Annotated in this window: 20 protein-coding genes; 8 read left to right on the top strand and 12 right to left on the bottom strand. The window is 62.7% G+C overall.

Annotated elements, in window-relative coordinates:
• Window positions 1–21: 21 nt before the first annotated feature.
• The 4 genes from O7B34_RS07515 to rpmG all read left to right on the top strand — a co-directional run bounded on the left by O7B34_RS07515 (window position 22) and on the right by rpmG (window position 2,914).
• On the top strand, window positions 22–762 hold the full coding sequence (locus O7B34_RS07515; RefSeq protein ID WP_337145487.1) for an NUDIX hydrolase: 741 nt from the start codon (window positions 22–24) through the stop codon (window positions 760–762).
• A gap of 77 nt (window positions 763–839) precedes the next feature.
• Complete coding sequence (locus tag O7B34_RS07510) at window positions 840–2,018, top strand: MFS transporter (protein ID WP_337109180.1); 1,179 nt, start codon at window positions 840–842, stop codon at window positions 2,016–2,018.
• Between the two features lie 113 nt (window positions 2,019–2,131).
• Window positions 2,132–2,590 carry a hypothetical protein gene (locus tag O7B34_RS07505; protein ID WP_027146692.1) on the top strand — a complete coding sequence of 153 codons (459 nt, stop codon included), beginning with the start codon at window positions 2,132–2,134 and terminating at the stop codon, window positions 2,588–2,590.
• Window positions 2,591–2,746: 156 nt separating this feature from the next.
• Entirely contained in the window at window positions 2,747–2,914 is a 168-nt protein-coding gene (gene rpmG, locus O7B34_RS07500; protein ID WP_006201775.1) for a 50S ribosomal protein L33, read from the top strand.
• A 107-nt stretch (window positions 2,915–3,021) separates the two neighbouring features.
• On the opposite strand, the gene O7B34_RS07495 is transcribed toward rpmG, so the two are convergent.
• The 9 genes from O7B34_RS07495 to O7B34_RS07455 all read right to left on the bottom strand — a co-directional run bounded on the left by O7B34_RS07495 (window position 3,022) and on the right by O7B34_RS07455 (window position 13,261).
• Complete coding sequence (locus tag O7B34_RS07495; RefSeq protein ID WP_337145486.1) at window positions 3,022–4,089, bottom strand: ABC transporter ATP-binding protein; 1,068 nt, start codon at window positions 4,087–4,089, stop codon at window positions 3,022–3,024.
• Window positions 4,090–4,093: 4 nt separating this feature from the next.
• Window positions 4,094–4,942: a carbohydrate ABC transporter permease gene (locus O7B34_RS07490; RefSeq protein WP_140503592.1), complete on the bottom strand. Its 849-nt coding sequence runs from the start codon at window positions 4,940–4,942 to the stop codon at window positions 4,094–4,096.
• Window positions 4,942–5,865, bottom strand: coding sequence for a carbohydrate ABC transporter permease (locus O7B34_RS07485; RefSeq protein WP_337145485.1), 924 nt, complete (start codon window positions 5,863–5,865; stop codon window positions 4,942–4,944). The genes O7B34_RS07490 and O7B34_RS07485 overlap by 1 nt, the downstream gene beginning before the upstream one ends.
• Before the next feature lie 215 nt (window positions 5,866–6,080).
• Window positions 6,081–7,358 carry an ABC transporter substrate-binding protein gene (locus O7B34_RS07480; RefSeq protein ID WP_337109185.1) on the bottom strand — a complete coding sequence of 426 codons (1,278 nt, stop codon included), beginning with the start codon at window positions 7,356–7,358 and terminating at the stop codon, window positions 6,081–6,083.
• 29 nt (window positions 7,359–7,387) lie between these two features.
• Window positions 7,388–8,575, bottom strand: a complete 1,188-nt coding sequence (locus O7B34_RS07475) for a PLP-dependent transferase (RefSeq protein WP_337145484.1) — start codon at window positions 8,573–8,575, stop codon at window positions 7,388–7,390.
• A 1-nt stretch (window position 8,576) separates the two neighbouring features.
• Complete coding sequence (locus O7B34_RS07470) at window positions 8,577–9,305, bottom strand: FadR/GntR family transcriptional regulator (RefSeq protein WP_337145483.1); 729 nt, start codon at window positions 9,303–9,305, stop codon at window positions 8,577–8,579.
• A gap of 85 nt (window positions 9,306–9,390) precedes the next feature.
• Window positions 9,391–10,929: an FAD-dependent monooxygenase gene (locus tag O7B34_RS07465; RefSeq protein WP_337145482.1), complete on the bottom strand. Its 1,539-nt coding sequence runs from the start codon at window positions 10,927–10,929 to the stop codon at window positions 9,391–9,393.
• A 553-nt stretch (window positions 10,930–11,482) separates the two neighbouring features.
• Window positions 11,483–12,856 (bottom strand): PleD family two-component system response regulator, encoded by a 1,374-nt coding sequence (locus tag O7B34_RS07460; RefSeq protein WP_027144982.1) that lies wholly within the window; start codon window positions 12,854–12,856, stop codon window positions 11,483–11,485.
• A gap of 33 nt (window positions 12,857–12,889) precedes the next feature.
• On the bottom strand, window positions 12,890–13,261 hold the full coding sequence (locus tag O7B34_RS07455) for a response regulator (RefSeq protein WP_006334976.1): 372 nt from the start codon (window positions 13,259–13,261) through the stop codon (window positions 12,890–12,892).
• A 246-nt stretch (window positions 13,262–13,507) separates the two neighbouring features.
• Here O7B34_RS07455 and O7B34_RS07450 point away from each other — a divergent pair, with 246 nt between their 5' ends.
• On the top strand, window positions 13,508–13,807 hold the full coding sequence (locus O7B34_RS07450) for a DUF3572 domain-containing protein (RefSeq protein ID WP_027144983.1): 300 nt from the start codon (window positions 13,508–13,510) through the stop codon (window positions 13,805–13,807).
• On the top strand, window positions 13,804–14,466 hold the full coding sequence (locus tag O7B34_RS07445; RefSeq protein WP_337145481.1) for a hypothetical protein: 663 nt from the start codon (window positions 13,804–13,806) through the stop codon (window positions 14,464–14,466). Before O7B34_RS07450 ends, O7B34_RS07445 begins: the two co-directional genes overlap by 4 nt.
• Window positions 14,467–14,526: 60 nt before the next feature.
• Here the strand turns inward: O7B34_RS07445 and O7B34_RS07440 are convergent, their stop codons facing one another.
• Together O7B34_RS07440 and O7B34_RS07435 are read right to left on the bottom strand one after the other, a co-directional pair.
• Window positions 14,527–16,089 (bottom strand): hypothetical protein, encoded by a 1,563-nt coding sequence (locus O7B34_RS07440; protein WP_337145638.1) that lies wholly within the window; start codon window positions 16,087–16,089, stop codon window positions 14,527–14,529.
• A 267-nt stretch (window positions 16,090–16,356) separates the two neighbouring features.
• Window positions 16,357–16,932, bottom strand: a complete 576-nt coding sequence (locus O7B34_RS07435) for a GNAT family N-acetyltransferase (protein ID WP_337109191.1) — start codon at window positions 16,930–16,932, stop codon at window positions 16,357–16,359.
• 65 nt (window positions 16,933–16,997) lie between these two features.
• On the opposite strand from O7B34_RS07435, the gene O7B34_RS07430 reads away from it, so the two are divergent.
• Window positions 16,998–18,326, top strand: coding sequence for a DNA polymerase IV (locus O7B34_RS07430; RefSeq protein WP_337145480.1), 1,329 nt, complete (start codon window positions 16,998–17,000; stop codon window positions 18,324–18,326).
• A gap of 6 nt (window positions 18,327–18,332) precedes the next feature.
• On the opposite strand, the gene O7B34_RS07425 is transcribed toward O7B34_RS07430, so the two are convergent.
• On the bottom strand, window positions 18,333–18,839 hold the full coding sequence (locus tag O7B34_RS07425; RefSeq protein WP_337145479.1) for a hypothetical protein: 507 nt from the start codon (window positions 18,837–18,839) through the stop codon (window positions 18,333–18,335).
• 185 nt (window positions 18,840–19,024) lie between these two features.
• Between O7B34_RS07425 and O7B34_RS07420 the strand changes: the two genes are divergently transcribed.
• Entirely contained in the window at window positions 19,025–19,906 is an 882-nt protein-coding gene (locus tag O7B34_RS07420) for a DMT family transporter (RefSeq protein ID WP_337145478.1), read from the top strand.

Below are 19,906 nucleotides of genomic sequence, written 5' to 3'. Positions count from 1 at the left end.
AGTTTCCGCTAGGTCCTGCGCATGGAAGCAATGACCAAGGCGGATGCCGACAAGCTCGACAAGGGTCTTGCCACGCATGGCGGCCGGCCCCTGCGTCCGCGTGACGCCGCGACGCTCATCCTGCTCGACCGCAAGGGCGACGACGTCCTGGTGCTGATGGGACGCCGCCATGCCGGACACGCTTTCATGCCAGGGAAATTCGTCTTCCCGGGCGGCCGCACCGACCCTGCCGACAGCCGCATCCCGACGGCGACCACACTTAACCAGCACGAAGAAGCCAAGCTGACCGCCGGCCCCGGCCGCACCAGCCACGCCCGCGCCCGTGCCATCGCTTTGTCGGCGGTCCGCGAGACCTATGAGGAAGCCGGGCTGCTGATCGGCCGCAAAGGCGCCTTTGCCACGACCAGGCGCGATTGGCAGGGTTTCGTCGAACATGGCGTCGCACCGTCGCTGGAGCCGTTGCGCTTCGTCGCGCGCGCCATCACGCCGCCGAACCGGGTGCGCCGCTTCGACACCCGCTTCTTCAGCGCCTGGCGTGGCGACGTCGCCGTCGAATTGGCCGAAGGCGGCCCGACCAACGAACTGGAGGAATTGGTCTGGCTGCCGCTCGCCAAGGCCAGGCAGGCTGATATACCCGACATCACCCGAATGATCCTGGATGAGCTCGAAAAGCGGCTCGCCAATGATCCACTGCTGCGTCCGGGCGGCCCTGTCCCCTTCTATAGGCTTGTCCGCAACCGCTTCACCCGCGAACTTCTCTAGAGCAATTCCAGGAAAGTGTGACGCGGTTTTCCGTCCGGAATTGCGTAAGATCAAACAGACAGAGTATTCAGCATCTCATGACGGTCGATACCCAACCAAAGGGCGACGAACGCGTACACTGGCTGCCGATGGTGGCGGCGATTTCGTCGATCAGCGTCGTCGGTATCGCCATTGGCCTCGGCATGCCGCTGCTCAGCGTCATCCTGGAAACACGCGGCCACTCTGCCTCGATGATCGGCCTCAACACGGCCGTTGCCGGCCTGGCCTCGATCGCCGGGGCGCCGCTGGCCACTCCGCTGGCCATGCGCTTTGGCGTCGCCTGGACGATGATCGCCATGATCGCCGCCGGCGCGCTGGCATTCGTCGGTTTCCATTTCGCGCCTGATTTCTGGATGTGGTTTCCCCTGCGCATCGTGCTGCACATCGCGCTGACCGTGCTGTTCATCCTGTCGGAATTCTGGATCAGCACGTCGGCGCCGCCACACCGACGCGGTCTTGTACTTGGCATCTATGCCACCGTCCTGTCGCTCGGTTTTGCCGCGGGGCCGTGGCTGTTCGCCCATCTCGGCAGTTCCGGTTTCAGGCCGTTCGGCGTCATCATCGCCCTGGTGACGCTGGCCGCGATACCGGTGCTGGCCGCGCGCAACGAAAGCCCCACCATCGTGGCCGACAGCGAAACCAGCCACTTCCTGCGCTACATCTGGCTGGTGCCGACCGCGACTTTCGCCGTGCTTGTGTTTGGCGCGGTCGAGACCGGCGGCTTCGCGCTGTTTCCGATCTATGGCAATCGCATCGGTTACTCCGAGGCCGATGCGGCGCTGCTGCTGACCATGATCGGCCTCGGCAACGTGCTGCTCCAGATCCCGATCGGCATGATCAGCGACCGCGTCACGGATCGGCGCTATCTGCTGCTCGCCTGCGCCACGGTCGGTCTCGCCGGCACGATGTTCATGCCGTTCTTTGCCGCGAACTGGCACCTGATGGCCGCGCTGCTTTTCGTCTGGGGCGGTGTCGTTGCCGCCATGTACACGATCGGCCTCGCCCATCTCGGTTCGCAGCTTTCCGGCCACGAACTGGCGTCGGCCAATGCCGCTTTCGTGCTGTGCTACGGCGTCGGCATGGTGCTGGGCCCGCAGGCGATCGGCATCGGCATGGACAGTTTCGGGCCCTCCGGTTTTGGCTGGTCGCTCGGCCTGTTCTTCGCCGCCTACATCGCCCTGGTCTGCTTCCGGCTCGTCCGCAAGATACTCCTGTAGAGCCCAACCCGGTCGTTTATCGGCACGGTGCAGCGGCAGGCTGCTGACAGAACCGTGTCAGCAGCCACCGGTTAAAAGGGTGTCCTAAAACACCCTGAACCGAGGACACTCCGATGATCGACAGCGGCTTTGAAACCACTTCGCTGCGAATGACGCTCCTGCTGCTCGTCAGCTTCCAGGCTCCGGCTGCCGATGTCGACCGCATCATGGACGCGGTCGTTGCAATCGCACCGCTGGCCATGGGCAAGTATGACCGCAACGCCTATCAGTCGGCGCACGGCATCGAACGCTACAGGCCGCTTGAAGGGGCCGCGGCCGGCGCCGAAACCGAATTGCGCCGCCGCCCGGGCACGGTCGAGGTTTCATTCGAATTACCCGATGACCAGGCGCTGGCGGCCCGCGTCGTCGAGGCGATTTTCCAGGCGCATTCCTATCAGGAGCCGGTGATCCGCATCCAGCCGATCCTTGCCAGCCGCTCCAAGGGTCTGGACGACCGCGCCAATCCGAATCGCTGGTGGAACACGACCGGAGACTGGAAGAAGGTTGCGGTATCAGAGGTAGAAAACGCCTGATTATATGCATACAGTGCAGCTTGGGCGGGACACATCAGGTCCGCCGGGCTTGACTTTCCAGGCACGTTCTTTATGTGTCGCGCCAAGTTTCCCGCGTCCGGGTGTTTTCCCCGTGCTCCAGCGGCCAAAACTCCACGAACATAACGGACTGAGATCATGGCCAAAGCCGCAAACATCAAGATTAAGCTTCTGTCGACCGCCGACACCGGTTTCTTCTACGTCACCAGCAAGAACAGCCGTACCAAGACCGACAAGCTGTCGTTCCGCAAGTACGACCCGGTCGCCAAGAAGCACGTCGAATTCAAGGAAACCAAGATCAAGTAATCTGGGTTTTTCCTCTGGAATGCCGAAACGCCGCCCATCGGGCGGCGTTTTTCGTTTACAAGGCGGAAGGCTCCGGGCTGAGTTCCCTCAGCCCTGGATGAATTCATTCAGCCGATGCGATCGCCACTTTTCGGATCGAACAGATGCAGCGACGCGGGATCGGCCGCCAGCCGCACCATGTCGCCGGGCTTCACGCCGGCGCGGCCCATGGCAAAGACGCAAAGCTGCTGGCCGGCCAGCTTGACATAGAACTGCGTCGACAGGCCGAGCGGCTCCACCACGCCCACTTCGCCTCGCAGGGCGCCGTCATCGGCCAGCCGGATATGCTCGGGGCGCAGGCCGACGGTGATGACGTCGCCATCCCTGAGCGGCAGGCCGTCCGGTAGCCGAAGCTTCTGGCCATCGGACAACACGGCGTCCACCTTGCCGCCCTTCTCCACAGTCGCCGGCAGGAAATTCATCCCCGGCGAGCCGATGAAGCCGGCGACGAACATGTTGGCCGGCCGGTCATAGAGATCGAGCGGCGCGCCGACCTGCTGGATCAACCCGTCATGCATGACGACGATGCGGTCGGCCATGGTCATCGCCTCGATCTGATCGTGGGTGACGTAGACAGAAGTGGTCTTCAACTGCTGGTGCAGTGCCTTGATCTCGGCGCGCATATGGACGCGCAGCTTGGCGTCGAGGTTCGACAGCGGCTCGTCGAAGAGAAAGACCTTGGGATCGCGCACGATGGCACGGCCCATGGCGACGCGCTGGCGCTGGCCGCCGGACAATTGCCTGGGCAAGCGTTGCAGGAACGTATCGAGCCCCAGCCGCTTGGCAGCACCATCGACGCGCGCATCGATCGCCGGCTTATCGGCCTTTCGCAGCATCAGGCTGAAGCCCATGTTCTTAGACACGTCCATATGCGGATAGAGCGCATAGGACTGGAACACCATGGCGATGTCGCGATCCTTGGGCGCCACGTCGTTGACCAGCCGCTCGCCGATGCGGATTTCGCCGCCGGAGGCTTCCTCGAGCCCTGCGATCATGCGCAAAAGCGTGGACTTGCCGCAGCCGGACGGTCCGACCAGCACAACGAACTCGCCATCGGCGATTTCGAGATCGACCGCGTGCAGGACGCGCACGGCGCCGTAGTCCTTACGAACCTTTTCGAGTGTAACAGAGGCCATCGATCTATCCTTTGACGGCGCCGGCGGTCAGACCGGTGACGAGATAGCGTTGCAGGAAGGCGAAAAAGATGCAGACCGGGATCAGCGCCAGGATCGACGCCGCCATCATCTGCCCCCAATCGACGGCGAACTTGCCGATGAAGGTAAGCAGGCCGACGGCGAAGGTCTTCTGGTCGTCGCTGGAAATCAGCATCAGCGCGAACAGAAGCTCGCTCCAGGCGGCGGTGAAGACGAAGCCCAGCGTCGCGCCCATGCCGGGCAGCGTCAGCGGCACGATCACCCGGCGCATCGCCTGCGCGCGGGTGCAGCCGTCGATCATCGCCGCCTCTTCCAGATCCTTCGGGATGCCATCGAAGAAGGACTGCATCAGGAAGGTGGCGAAGGCGGTGTTGAAGGCGGTGTAGATGATGATCAGCCCGGTCAGGCTGTTGATCAGGCCGATCTGACCCATCACGCGGTAGATCGGCGGAATGACCATCACCAGCGGAAAGGTCTGGGTCAAAAGCAGCATCAGCGCCAGTGCAGCCTTGCCGCGAAAGGTGAAGCGCGACATGGCGTAGCCGGCGAGCGTGGCAATGACCGTGACCAGTGCCGCCGTCGACACCGAGACGATGACGCTGTTGAGGAAATAGCGTGGGAAATCGGTGGCCTCGAGCACGGTGACGAAGTTCTGTAGCGTCATGTGCGACGGCCAGAAGGTGATGCCTTCGGAATAGAGCAGCCGCTCCGGCGTGACCGAGATCTTCAGCGTCCAGTAGATCGGGAACAGAGCGAAGACCACGTAGGCGGCGATCGCGGCATAAAGACCGATGCCGCCGAAGAAGCGCTGCGGGGCTGAGCGTCCAGCGATCATCAGACGTGTCTCACAAGCGAGCGGCGGATGGCGATCAGCACGATCGCATAGGCGATGAGCAGGACGAGCAGCAGCACGGCCACAGCCGAGGCATAGCCCTTGTCCAGCGACTTGAAGGCGCTGACATAGATGTAGACCGGAACCGTGTTGGTCGAGCCGGCCGGTCCGCCCTCGGTCATGACGAAGATCAGGTCGGCGAAGGTGGCGATCCAGATCGTGCGCAACATCACCGTGATGGCGATGGTCGGCGCCAGGAACGGCAGCGTGACCTTGATGAAGCGTTGCCACGGCGAAGCGCCGTCGATCGCCGCCGCCTCATGCAGCTCCGAGGGGATAGACTTCAGCGCCGCCAGCAGCGTTATGGCGAAGAACGGAATGCCGAACCAGACATTGGCGATAATTGGCCCCCACATGGCGGTTGAGGGATCGGAGAGAACGTTGGTCGGCTCGGCCTTCAGCCCCAAGGCAAACAGCCAGTGCGGCAGCGGACCGACGATCGGATTGAACAACCAGGCCCAGGTGAGCCCCGACAGAAAGGACGGCACCGCCCAAGGCAGGAAGACCAGCGCCTGCACCACCTTGCGGCCTGGGAAAGGCTTGTCGAGCAGCAGCGCCAGGCCAAGGCCGAGGAAAAACTGGAAGAACAGGCTGGCCAGCGTCCACCACAGCGTGTTGATCAGCGCCTGACCCAGCACCTGATCCGACAGCATCGCCTGGTACTGGCCGAGCCCGACATATTCCGACTTGAAGGCGGAGAATTTGCGGAAGGAATAGCTGATGCCGATGACCAGCGGCACGAGCAGCACCACGACCAGCAGGATGATCGCCGGGCTGAGATAGAGCCAGGGCTCGATCGTCGCGTAGGAAAGCCGCTTCTTTCGCGGCCGCCCTGCGGATCGAATTTCGGATACGGCATAGGTCATTGGCTGTGGACGTCCTCTGGGGGCGCGGCGTTGGCGACAAGCGTCCTTCTCCCCGTTTTACGGGGAGAAGATGCCGGTCCACCCTCCGCAGCTGCTGCGGGGGACGGGCAGGCAGATGAGGGGCGGCGCCAGCTTCCCAGAACACAGCGCTGCCCCTCATCCGGCCCTATCGGGCCACCTTCTCCCCGTGAACGGAGAGAAGGCAAAAGAGGCGCTTACTTCTTGTTCTTCGCCAGCCAGTCCTGCTGTTCCTTGGTCAGGAAGGCAGCCCATTGGTCGGCGACGTCCTTGGCCGTCTTCTGGCCAAGCAGCACTTCCTGGAAGTTCTTGATCGCCACCTGGTCGACGAAATTGCCGAGGTTTTCCAGATGCGTCGGCGGCGTCACCATTTCATATTTGGAACTGTCGCTCAGCTCCGTGAACCAGCCCTTGAACTGCTCGGTCTTGAAATGGGGATCCTGCTCGGCGCCCTTGTGGATCGGCACGACGCCGACTTCCTTGGCCCATTCCAGATTGTCCTTCGGCGAAAGCAGCGTTGCCATCAGCTTCCAGGCGTCGTCCTTGTGCTGGGAATTGGCGAACATCGCCCAACCAGCATAGCCCAGCGTCGGGTAGGATTTGCCGCTCGGTCCGACCGGCAGCGGCGCCACGGCGAAGTCGTCGGCATTCATCTTGTCGGCGATGCCGAGCAACGCGTCCGGATCCTGGTTGAGCATGGCGCAGGTGCCGGAATAGAAACCGGTGACGGTCTCATTGAAGCCCCAGCTCACGGAATCCTTCGGCGCAAGACCGTTCTTGTACATGTCGGCCAGCATCTGCAGGCCCTTGACCGAGCCCTCTTCATTGATGGTCGAAGTGCCGTCCTCGTTGAAATAGCCGCCCTTGCCGGCAGCGATGTTCATGAACATGTGCATGCCGTTGAAGGCGCCCGGCCCGCCGCGCAGGCAATAGCCATACTTTCCAGGGATGGCGGAGATCTTCTTGGAATCGGCGACGAAATCGTCGAGCGTGGCCGGCGGGCCGTCGAGACCGGCCTCCTTAAACAGCTTCTTGTTCCAGAACAGCGCGTTCACATAGTAGCCATAGGGGATCATGAACTGGGTGTTGTTCACGGTCGAGCCGAACTGCTTGGCGCGGTCGCCAAGCGTCTTGGCGTCGTCCCACTTGGCCATATAGGGGCCGAGATCCTCGAGTTGGGCGTTGTTGGCGTAAAGCCCCATCCAGCGTTCCGGCATCTCGACCACATCGGGCGTATCGCCGGCCTGCACCATGGTGAGGAATTTTTCGAAGGCCTGGCCCCAGGGCAGCGAGACGAGCTCGACCTTGACGCCGGGATTGGCCGCCTCGAACTCGGCGATCTGCTTTTTCAGGAATTCGGTGCGCGGCGGACTGGTGATCACCTCGACCATTTTTAGGGTCGAATCGGCGAGCGCGCCTCCGGCGGAAATCGCCAGCCCCGCGACGGTGGCAAGCATGACGGTCAGTTTTTTCATGTTCAAGACTCCCATTTTGAACCCGCTTGTTATTTTCTGGCTTTTTCGAAGGCCTGGGCGACATCCGCCCAGAGATCCTCGACACTTTCCAATCCGACATTGAAGCGGATGGTTCGGGGGCTGACGCCGAAGCGCGCCATCGAATTCAGTCCCGGCGTCTGCTCCAGCGACGCCTTGGCCGGTACGACCAGGCTCTCATGACCGCCCCAGCTGACGCCGATGCGGAAATATTTCAGCGCGTCGACGAAGACGGGAATGTCGATATCCTCGGTAACCTCGAACGAGAACAACCCGCCATAGCCGGCAAGCGTCGCCTTGCCCGGATGGTTCGAATAGACAGGGTGGTTGACCCGCTCGACATTGCCATGCGCCTTCAGCCGCTCGGCGATGGCAAGCCCGCTCTTCATGTGGTGCGGCAGGCGCAGCGGCAGCGTGCGCAGGCCGCGAAGCAGCAGCCAGGCCTCGAACGGCGACAGCTTGCCGCCGAGATAGGAATAGGTCTGCTCGTTGATATGCTTGATGTGCGCGGCCGAGCCAGCCACCACGCCGGCGACGGTGTCGCTGTGGCCGCCGAGATATTTCGAGGCCGAGTGCAGCACGAGGTCGACGCCGTGCGAGATCGGCTTCTGGAACACCGGCGTCGCCCAGGAATTGTCGATGGTTGTGATGATGCCCTGCTCTTTTGCCAGCCGGGTCAGATGCGGCAGGTCCTGGAGCTCGAACACCATCGAGGTCGGGCTTTCCAGATAAAGCAGCTTGGCGCCGGGCAATGCCGCCGCGACCGCATCCGGGTCGGAGCCGTCGACATAATCGACCTTGATGTTGAGCCGCGGCAGGAGGCGTTCGAACAGCCGGTAGGCATCGCCGTAACAATTGCGCACCGCAACGATGCGCTCGCCCGCTCCGACGAAGGCAAGCACGGTTGCGCTGATCGCCGCCATGCCGCTGGAGAATCCGCGCGCGGCCTCGGCGCCTTCGAGCGCCGCGACCCGCGACTCGAACTCCATCACCGTCGGATTGTCGCCGCGCGAATAGATCGGCTGCTTTCGTTTGCCGGCAAAGGTATCAGCCATTTCGGCATAATTGGCGAAGGTGAACAGCGAGGTCTGGTAGATCGGCGGCACGACAGCGCCTCCGGGGAACGGTTCGTCATGCGCCAAAAGCGTCGCCGCCTCGGCGAGATAGTCTTGATCGAAACCGGCTGGCTGCTCGTTCATCTCAGGTCCGAAGTTTGAGTTTGGCCGCACCGCGCTTCAGGTCGTCCTCGACGGTGGCGATGAGCTTCAGCGCCTCGTCGCGGGCGCCCCGTGGATCGCGTGCCGCGATGCATTCGTAGATGGTGCGGTGATAGGGAAAGCTGGCATGGCCGAAATCGCGCACGCCGAGCGGATGCTCCCAGAAGCGATGGAACAGTTCGTGCATGGCGGCGATGATCTGTTCGAACAGCGGATTGCCGGAGACCCGGTAGATCGCCTGATGGAATTCCCAGTCCTCTTCCGACGACATGCCGTCAAGGGTGCGAAACGCCTGCTCCATGATATCAAGCTTGCGTTCGATCTCGGCAATGTCGGCCGGGCTTGCCCGCTCGGCGCACAGTGCTGCTGCCTCCGCTTCCAGCGCGCGGCGGATTTCCAGCGTCTGCATCAGGCTGGTGAAGTCATTGCCGCCCGCCAGCGTCAGCGGCAGATGCAGCATGTCGGGCGAGACGGCCGCCTTGAGATAGGTGCCGCTGCCTTGCCGTCGTTCGACCAGGCCCAATCCTTCCCACCGCGTCAGCGCCTCGCGCACCGTGTTGCGGCTGACCTTGAGCCGTTCGGCCAGGATGCGCTCGGTCGGCAGTCGCCCGCCAGGCTGCAGGGCCTCGGCGCGGACGAAGCCCACCAATGCCTTCAGCACGGCGTCGTCACGCGCCGTCGTCTGAATGGGTGGCAGGCTGTTCAGGTCCACACTTCCTCCAAGTGGTCCAATGGTCCAACCAATTTCTGCACAGATGGCGCCTCCTGTCAATCGCTTGTCAGGAGGCAACCAGTCTTCAGCCTGTGGAAGGTCGTGAAGCGCTGCGTTCAGAAGGATACCCGGCCGCGGCAGCCGGTCCGAACCATCTGGTCAGCGCATCGGCCAATCCCTGTTGCGCCCCAAGTCCGACCCAGGCCACGTATCCATCGGGCCGGATCAAAACCGCGTCGGGTGCAGCGACCACTCCCAGTACAGGAAGCTCCCAGGCACCGGCATACCCGGCATCGATCTGCCGGATCCGGTCGACCCAAGGCGCGATGTCCAGCCTGCCTGGTTCACCGAAATTGAGGAGCAGCGGCCGCGCGTCGTGCAGCAAGGTAAACAGCCGTAACGGCCCGTTGGCGGTGGTGAGGTCGAGATCGGGCATTCGCCACCCAAGCAGCGCGTGCCCTTCCCCGAGGTCGTAGTGGACACCCAGGCCGGACATCTCCGCGGCGATCCGTTTGCGTGGCCCGTCCATGGCGAGCAGTTCGGCAAAGGTATCGCTCAATGCCTTGGTGCGTGCATCCATACGACGAAGCGCGACCTGCGCGAGCGCGTTGCGCAGCACGCGGGCGGCGACCGGATGGCGTTCGGCATGGTAGCTGTCGAGCAGGCTGTCCGGTGATACCAGCTTGACCACCTGTGCCAGTTTCCATCCGAGGTTGACCGCGTCCTGCACGCCGATGTTGAGGCCCTGTCCGCCCATTGGGGGATGTATATGCGCGGCATCGCCGGCCAGCAGAACACGTCTGTCGCGGTAAGCGGCAGCCTGGCGCGTCATGTCGGTGAACCGCGAAATCCAGGTCGGACTGTGGACCCCGTAATCGGTGCCGTAAACTGCGACGAGCGCCTCGCTGAGATCGCGCAGTGTCGGTTCGCCACCAATGGTCAGTTGTCTCTCGGTCAGCACGACACCCACCCGGCCACTTTCCTCGATCTTGCCGATCGCATGAATACCGTAGGCGTCGCTGCGAAAGCCCAATGCAGGTTCCTCCGCCATCTCGACCTCGGCGATCATCCAGCTCATCGTCGGATCCCATCCGTCGAACGCGATGCCCGCTGCCTTGCGGATCATGCTGCGTCCGCCGTCGCAGCCGACGAGATACTGCGCCCTCAGGCACCGGCCACCGCACAGATCGACGTCGACGCCACCATCATCCTGTACGAAACCCGTGACATCCTGTCCGCGATGGATCGGCACCCCCAACTCGCTGATCCAGTCGGCCAATATCCGCTCGATATGGTTTTGTCGCAGCGCCAGCAGATAGTTGTGCCGCGTGGGAAAATCGCTGATGTCCAACCGGATCATGTGAAATCCCACGGACGACGAAGCCTGTCCCTGCGAGAGGAACCGGTCGGCAATTCCGCGCTGGTCGAGCACCTCGATGGTGCGTGCGTGCAGGCCACCCGCCCGCGAGCCGATGAGTTCCTGATTTGGCCGCCGCTCGACAATGGCCACATCGACGCCCGCCAACGCGAGTTCGCCAGCCAGCATCAACCCGGTCGGACCGCCTCCGGCGATCACCACCGCATGGTCCCGACGCACTTGGCCTGTTGGCAACAATTCCGGCATTTCGCCACTCCCGTTTCCGTTAACCTGGGTCGCGGTTTTACGGGAACAGCCGGGTCTTGCCGCAAGCCCCTTGTGCGCCATATCTATGAAATGGAGGGGTAGCTTCTCTCCGTCCCCTTTTGTGAACGGCAGCGAAAAGTCACGACCTTGCGAAATGATTGCACGCGAGGTGCAACTGAAGCCGTTACAATCCAGGTTCAGACCCTGCCGCGCACAAAAAAGCCCCGGCACTTCCGGGGCTTGACGCAGATTCCTAATGTCATATCGGAAAAGGGGGGCCGGTCGGCGTTTGGCAGCGGTACGAGGAGGCCACTATGTGCCAGCGCCGGCCGGCCGACCCCACGGACCCAGGAGATGCGGCGGACCTGAGCATCATGGGGTATTCCTGAGGGACCGAGCCGGCGATCTACCCTCGTGCCGGCTTCGTCTTGGCCTGCACATTTACGCAAGAGCTTATGAAAATCAACAGTTTCTTAACCAAGGCTCGCGAATCGCTTGGATTAAGGTAAATGGGTAACCCTGTTGGGTTGACCGGATAATCCGGCCCGGACCGTCAGGCCGCCTTGGCAACGACGCGGTTGCGGCCGCCGCTCTTGGCTTCGTAGAGCGCGAGATCGGCGCGCTTCATCAGCGCCGCCACCGTATCCACGCCCTTCAGCACCGATGACACGCCAACGCTGACGGTGACCTCGATCGTCTTGCCGTCGGCACCGATGGCGAACGGCATCTGGGCGATTTCGGCGCGGATGCGCTCGGCCACTTTCTCGGCCACGGTGCCGTCGGTGTCCGGCATCACCACCACGAACTCCTCGCCGCCGAACCGGCAGGCAAGGTCGATACCCCTGACGTTCTTGCGCAGCCGCCGTGCGAATTCGCGCAGCACATCGTCGCCGCCGTCATGGCCGTGCGTGTCATTGATAGACTTGAAGCGGTCGAGATCCGTGATCATCACCGACAGCGGCCGGCGCCGCGCCACGGCGCGGTCGAACAGCGTCTGCAGATGGCTGTCGAGATAGCGGCGGTTGTGCAGACCGGTCAGGCCGTCGGTCACGGCCATTTCGATGGTCTGGGTAACGCTGGCGCGCAATTGGTCGTTGTAGCGCTTGCGGCGCACCTGGGTGCGCAGCCGCGCCGTCAGTTCCTGCTGGTCGATCGGCCGCATCAGATAGTCGTTGATGCCGAGTTCCAGCCCTCGGATGATGCGCTCCTCCTCACCCTCCTCCGCCAAAAGGATGATCGGCACGAAACGGGTGCGGTCGAGCGAGCGCAATTGCGAGCAGAGCCTGAGCGGATCGAAATCGGCGAAGGCCGTCGAGATCATCACGCATTCATAGGGCGTTTCGGCGGCCTGGAAGAACCCGGCATGCGGATCGCCGGTGACGTCGAGGTCGGCCCGGTCGCGCAACATCTTCTGGATGCGCTCGACCGACGATTTGCGCTCATCGATCAAAAGCACTTTCGGCGTCGTGTCCTCGGACGCGAAATTGCGGCTCAAAAGTTCTTCGATGCCGATGTTGCGTGTGGTCGAGGCGCGCAGCCGAAGCTCGTCGGTCAACGACTTCAGGCGGACCAGACTCTTGACGCGCGTCATCAGCTGCAGGTCGTTGACCGGCTTGGTCAGGAAATCGTCGGCGCCGGCCTCCAGCCCGCGCACGCGGTCGGAAACCTGGTCGAGCGCCGTGATCATCACCACCGGAATGTGCGACGTCGCCGGATCGCTCTTCAGCCGCCGGCAGACCTCGAACCCGTCCATATCGGGCATCATCACGTCGAGCAGCACGACGTCGACCTTGCCGTTCTCGCAGGTCTCGATCGCGTCGGGCCCGTTGGTGGCGGTCAGCACCTCGAAATATTCGGCCAGCAGCCGGACCTCCAGCAGCCTGACGTTGGCAGGGATGTCGTCGACGACGAGGATCCGCGCGGTCATTTCACAAGGCTCCGGCTCGGCTGGAAGGGAACATCAGGCATCGCCCAGATAGGATTTGATGGTTTCGATGAAGCGCGGCACCGAGATCGGCTTCGAAATATAGGCCTCGCAGCCGCCCTGGCGGATGCGTTCCTCGTCGCCCTTCATCGCGAAGGCAGTCACGGCAATGACCGGGATGACGTGCAGATCGTCGTCCTCCTTCAGCCATTTGGTCACTTCCAGCCCCGACACTTCTGGCAGTTGGATGTCCATCAGGATGAGGTCCGGCCGGTGTTGGCGCGCCAGGTCGAGCGCTTCCAGACCGTTGCGGGTGCGCACCGTCTCGTAACCGCTTGCTTCGATGAGGTCCCGAAAGAGCTTCATATTGAGCTCATTGTCCTCGACGATCATGACCTTCTTAGGCATCGAAATCCCGTCCCGGCCGTCCTCCGCCCGGAGGTGGCCGTCATGCGCTCTTTCCTTGGACGCACCAAACCCTGCTTCACGATACGGCAATATGATTGACGAAACGGAAACCCGTAGCCTGCAAAGCAGCACGAATTCCGCCGCGCCTCCCGCGCATCCAAAAGGTGCGCCGCGCTCTAATGGCTTGCCGCGGCCAACTCTTGCCATTACTGCGGGAGAGACTCATTCCACACACCGAAGGTAGTGATGGCAAACGCAGCGTCAATGCGCGAAGAGGCCGAAACCATTGCCGTAAAGGCATTGGGCTTCGTTGCCGCCGATCCGGAGCTTTTACCGCGCTTTCTTGCGATCACCGGAATAGAGGCGCATTCGATCCGCCGGGCGGCCGGCGAGCCGGGTTTCCTGGCCGGCGTCCTGCAATTCATTCTCGCCCACGAGCCGACTTTGATGCGCTTCGCCGAGGAAACCGGCACGCCACCGGCGGCTGTCGGCAAGGCGTTGCGCGCCTTGCCGCTTGGCGATGACAATCACGAGCGTTCCACATGAGCGATGATCCCGAAACCGCGCGCCAGATCGAGGAACTGGCGGCTGACGACAGGCCGCTGCTCGTGCTCGACGTCGACGACGTGGTGCTCGAATTCATCCGCCCTTTCCCGCATTTCCTCAAGGCACGTGGCTATGGCCTGACGTTGGCATCCTTCCGGCTGACCGGTAACATTGCCGAAACGGCCAGCGGCCGGCTGATCGAACAACCCGAAGTCATGGCACTTTTGGGTGATTTCTTCGACGCGCAAGCCGATTGGCAGAGCATCACCGATGGAGCCGCGGAAGCTCTGACGGGGCTTGGAGACCGCGCGGAAATCATATTGCTGACGGCCATGCCGCACAGGCATCGTGCCGTGCGGCGCGCCCATCTCGACGCCCTCGGGCTAAGCTATCCGCTGCTGACCACCGAAATGGCCAAGGGCCCGGCGGTGGCCAGGCTGCGCGGCAAGACCGGGCGGCCGGTGGTCTTCGTCGACGACCAACCGGCCAATCTGGCGTCGGTGCGGGAATCTGTCGCCGACGCAAATCTCTTCCATCTGATGGCCGACAATTCGCTGCGCGCGTTCCTGCCGTCGGTCCCGGACGATGTCGTGGTCGTCCAGGATTGGCACCAAGCCGCGCCAAAGATCGCGGCCGCACTGGGACTTCAGGCGCTTTGACGCACTCCCGCGCGGAAAACCGCTTTACACTTTTCCTGGAATTGGTCGAGGGCTGAAACCTCAAGGATTGAGCTTAGCCCCTGCCCCGCCGTTAGCGCTGCCGCCATTGTCACCGCCGCCATTGTCGCTGCCGCCGCTCTCGTCGTCCGAGCCGTCACCATCGTCGACGCTGTCGTCCACCGCTGGGTCGGCGGGCTTCAGCATGACGCCGTTGACGGCGACCGAGCCGTCGGCCTTGGTGCTGATGACCCATTCCAGCTTGCCGTCCGGCAGCGTCTTGGCAAAACCCTTCGCCATGAGAGCGACAGGCACATACTGCCCGACCTCCGGCTCCGCCTTCGCTGCTTCCTGCAGATGTTCCATGATCTTGTCGAAGCCGGCGACGTCGACAGTGAGATTTGCGTCAGGTTTCTGGCCGAAGCTTGTCATCTCGCCTTCCAGCGCGATTTCCATGTCCTTGTTCTTCACGGTGCTGTGGCCGATGACGACCTTCGGCGTCTTGGCAAGGAAGTCGGCTTTGAGCTGGTCGCCGAACTCGGCCGGCAGCGGCGGATTCTGATTGAGGTCAAAGGCTTCGATCGCCTTCTTCGCCATGCTGTCGAGATCGATGTTGGCGCCGCCGAAGTTCAGGTCGATATCGGTGGGCAGTAGCGCCACGCTCCAACTCGGCAGGAGCTGCTGCGGCACGGTCAGTCCCGAAGCCTTGATGCCATAGCTGACCTTGCCGTTCTGGGCGACCCCGTCGGAACCGAACGCTATGCCGAACTGGGTTGCCCCGAACGTACCGATCGGGCTGTCGACCGCGAGATCCTTGAAGCCATAGGTTCCGTCGATACGCTCCCACACCGGAAGTGCTGCAAGCAGAAGTGACTTGAGCTGCGCCTGGTTTGCCTTCAGCGTCTTCTCGTCCTCATTGGCCACGGCAAACGCCAGGAGGTCGAGCAGAGGCTTGGTCTGCACACCCTTGCCGCCGGCCTCCACAGAAAATTCCGGCGACTTCACGGTAACGGGAAAATTCAGCCCGTTCTCGGGATCATTGAATTTTATCGCTTCGACGAAGTTCGAAATCTTTTGCGATGTCGTGAAATCGACGCCGCCATTGGCCGCCTTGGTCGCGGAAAGCGTCACGGTGCCAGCACCAGCGCTCGCCTCCACCTGCTGCTTGCTATCCTGCGACGACATCGTCATCCCGGCAATCGAGCTCGTGGCGCTGGTGAAGGCCGCCAGCTTGGGGTCATAAACGCCGCTGCCCTTGCCGTCCTTGATCGAAAACCGCGTGCTTTGCTTTCCCTGGGGGCCGTTGAACTCGAAGGACGCGCTCTGCGAAAAATCCATCGAGACATCCCAGGACCCATCACTGCGCGGCTTGACCAGCAGGGCGTAGGGCGCAAAGTCGAATTTCATCAGCTTCTGGTCGGGAAAGCTGCTGGCAAGCGCCTTGAAATCGAACACGATCTTGTAGGCGTCGCCTTCGGCCGAAACCTTCAGGATACCCTTATCGAGCGCCTGTTTGCCGACATAGCGGGACAGGTCATCGGACAATTGCTTGGCGCCCTGGCTGTCGACGGTCTGGCCGAAAGCAGGCGCACTGAGCAGAAGCGCGGTAAAGGCAATTGGCAACATACGGTTCACGGGAATTCTCCGTTCGGTCGAAGGCAAAATTCGTTTCGTATCTCTGGTAGGGAAATACCATCACGACTGCAAGACGATGACGGCCAGGCTTTCGGCTTCAACACCGGCCGCATCAGCGGCGAATGGTTCGTCGACCAGCCGCGCAATCTGGCACCGCTGCAGAATAAAGGATTCAGTTTCGCCCCGCTCCCCTTATTTCCCGATGAGCAAAATCACTTTGCTGTAGAAAATACCATGCAACTGCAAGCTGAAGTTTTCTTACAATGTCAGTCGCATCAGCGGCCGGCCGGCCTTGCGCTCCACAAGCCTCTCGAATCCGGCCTTCTCGAAGACCCCGGATGAGCCGACAAACAGGCCGATCGAACGCGAATCGCGCGACAGGTCGATCGGGCAGGCCTCGACAAGCCGTGCCCCGTTCCTGCGGGCGAAATCGATGCCGCCTTCGACGAGGCGGTGCGTGATGCCCCTGCCGCGCGCCTTGGCGCGGATGAAAAAGCACGAGATCGCCCAGACGGCCGGATCGGACGCGTCGGCGGGATCGATCGGCGCCGAGCCCCTGCCCTTGTTGTTCCATTCGGGCACGTCGGCGCGTGGCCCGATCTGCATCCAGCCAACCGCCTTGCCATCCTCGAAAGCCAGCAGGCCGGGCGGTGGGCCGGCCTCGATGCGCGCCTTGATGTGGTCCTTGTTGCGTTCACGACTGCTCTCGCGCCGCGCCGCCGGAGCCAGCCGGAAATGCGTGCACCAGCAGCCGTAGCAGGCGCCCTGCTTGCCAAAAAGATCCTCGAATTCAGGCCAGAGCTCAGGCGCCAGCGGCACTACCGTCGTGCTCATGCGTTCTCCCCAGGCCAGGCTTGTCGCTGGCCTTGCGCTGTCGTACCATTGCTTCTGTTCTCTTTATGTTCGCAGCGATGGCGGCTCCTGTCAACAATCCCGATCACGGTTTTTGTCGTGACTGCCTGATGTTTCAGCGCGGTGAAACGCGCCGCTGCGAACGCTGCGGCAGCCCTCGCCTTGCCCGCCATCCCGAGCTTTACCGGCTGCATCTGGCCCATATCGATTGCGATGCGTTCTACGCGGCGATCGAAAAGCGCGACAACCCGGCGCTCAAGGACAAGCCGTTGATCATTGGCGGCGGCAAGCGCGGCGTCGTCTCCACCGCCTGCTATATCGCACGCATCCGCGGCGTGCGCTCCGCCATGCCGATGTTCAAGGCGCTCGAGGCCTGCCCCGAGGCGGTCGTGATCGCGCCCAACATGGAAAAGTATGTGGCCGTCGGCCGCGAGGTGCGCGCCATGATGCAGGCCTTGACGCCACTGGTCGAGCCGCTGTCGATCGATGAGGCATTCCTCGATCTCGCCGGCACCGAGCGGCTGCACGGCCTGCCGCCGGCGGTGGTGCTGGCGCGCTTCGCGCTGGCCGTGGAGAAGGAGATCGGCATCACCGTTTCATCTGGCCTGTCCTACTGCAAGTTTCTCGCCAAGATCGCGTCCGACTTCCGCAAGCCGCGCGGCTTCTCCGTCATTGGCGAGGCCGAAGCGGTCGGCTTTCTGGCAACGCAGCCGGTGACCATGATCTGGGGTGTCGGCAAGGGGTTCAACGCCACGCTCGAACAGGATGGCATCCGCACCATCGGCCAACTTCAGAAGATGGAACGCGGCGACCTCATGCGCCGCTATGGGGTGATGGGCGAACGGCTCTACCGGCTTTCGCGCGGTGAGGATGTCCGCCGCGTCGACCCCGACCAGGACGCCAAGAGCGTATCGGCCGAAACCACTTTCGACACCGACATCGCCTCGCTGGAAGAGCTGGTCTCCGTGCTGAGGGGCCTTTCGGAAAAAATCTCGGCGCGGCTGAAGAAGTCAGGCATTGCCGGGCGCACCGTCGTGCTGAAGCTGAAGACCCAGGATTTCAAGCTGCGCACGCGCAACCGCCAACTCGGCGACCCGACCCGGCTCGCCGACCGCATCTTTTCGACCGGCGTGGACCTTCTTCGCAAGGAGACGGACGGAACGAAATTTCGATTGCTCGGCATCGGTGTCAGCGACCTCTCCGACGACGACAAGGCCGACCCGCCGGATCTGGTCGATGTCCAGTCGCGCAAGCGCGCCATGGCCGAAGGCGCCATCGATGCGTTGCGCGACAAGTTCGGGCGCAAGGCTGTGCAAACCGGCTACACCTTCGGCAAGGGCCGCGACGCCCATCCACCGGAGCCGCTTGAAGATTGAACCCGATCAGCTGCGCCGAAGATCGATGCGGCTGGTCACGACGCTCTTGCCGGTTTGGGGATCACGGTCGACCACCGTCAAAACAATGCCGTCCGCCCCGTTTTTCTGTACGGTAAGCTGCGCGGTGCGATCGCCATTGACCTCCTTGGCCCAGCGAATGGCGAGGTTTATCGCATTGCCGGAACGGCTTCCGTTCAGCTGCGCCGGTCCGGTGCGCGATCCCACATAGACGCCGCTGTATTTGCCGCCGCTGACCTTCAGACGAGCGCTGATGGCGCGTGTCACCAGGATCAGGCCGCGGCAGTTGCCGTCGAGCGACAGCGAGGTTGAGGTCGCGTTCGACTTGAAGCTGCAAGAGACACTGACGTTCGGCACATCCGTGGTTACCTGAACAGTGCCCTTGCCAGCGAAATTGCCCTTGAACGACTGGAGAAATTTGGTCTCGTCGGCATGAGCCGCGCCCGCAGCAATCACCAGGCAGCCAGCAAGCGCGACTTGCGCGAATCGTCTCATGAAACCCTCCTTGTCGACACGGGAATGCGCGTTTGCACAGCACGGATACTAGGGGGCTCAACGCCCCTGGCCGTATCGGGTTCCGCCCGCAGCATGACTGCTCTCAAAGCCTTCGCCGCGACTGGCCCAGAAGAATACATGGACTAGCGATTGCTCCGACAGCCACGGCCTGCGACATAGCGGACATGGCACCCACCCCGTCGATCCCCAAGGCCGCGTTCTGGATGGCGCTGTCGATCACGTCGTTCCTGGCGATGTCCGTCGCCGGCCGCGCCACCACAGCCGAACTCAATGTCTTCCAGGTGCTGGAACTGCGTTCGGTCATCGGCTTCTTCATTCTGCTGCCGCTGGTGATGGCGACAGGTGGGCTTGCCGCGATGCGCACGCAGCGGCCGCTGGCCCATATCGCGCGCAATGTCGTCCACTATAGCGGCCAGGCTGCCTGGCTCTACGCGTTGACGCTCATTCCGCTGGCGGTGCTGATCTCGATCGAATTCACCACGCCGATCTGGACGGCGATCCTGGCGGTCACGTTTCTCGGCGAAAGGCTGAGCCGGCCACGGCTCGCGGCGATCGTGCTTGGGCTGATCGGCGTGGTCGTCATCGTGCGTCCAGGCGTCGGCTCGGCCGATGTGGGCCATCTGGTCGTGCTGGGCGCGGCGGTCTGTTTCGGCATTTCGCTGGTGCTGGTCAAGTCGCTGACGCGCACGGACAGCGTCGTGCGGATCATCTTCTGGATGCTGGTCATCCAGTCCGTGGTCGGCCTTGTTCCGGCTCTCTATGAATGGCGCAACCCTTCGCTTGCATTGTGGCCGTGGATCATCCTGATCGGTTTCACCGGCATGTCGTCCCATTTCTGCCTCGCCCGCGCCCTGGCCTGTGCCGACGCGACCGTGATCTCGCCGATGGATTTCCTGCGCGTGCCGTTGTCGGCATTGATCGGCTGGCTGCTCTATCAGGAGCAGATCGACGCCTTCACCGCCGGCGGCGCATTGCTGATCCTGATGGGCAATCTGCTCAACTTGCAGCGCAAAGCTGTAAAGCCGGCCGAGGTCGCGGCGTCATAG

The sequence above is a fragment of the Mesorhizobium sp. Cs1299R1N3 genome, assembly GCF_037179625.1.
Taxonomy (GTDB): Bacteria; Pseudomonadota; Alphaproteobacteria; order Rhizobiales; family Rhizobiaceae; genus Mesorhizobium; species Mesorhizobium salmacidum.
Note: the sequence above shows the minus strand (reverse complement) of the source record. Positions and strands in the feature narration are given on the sequence as shown.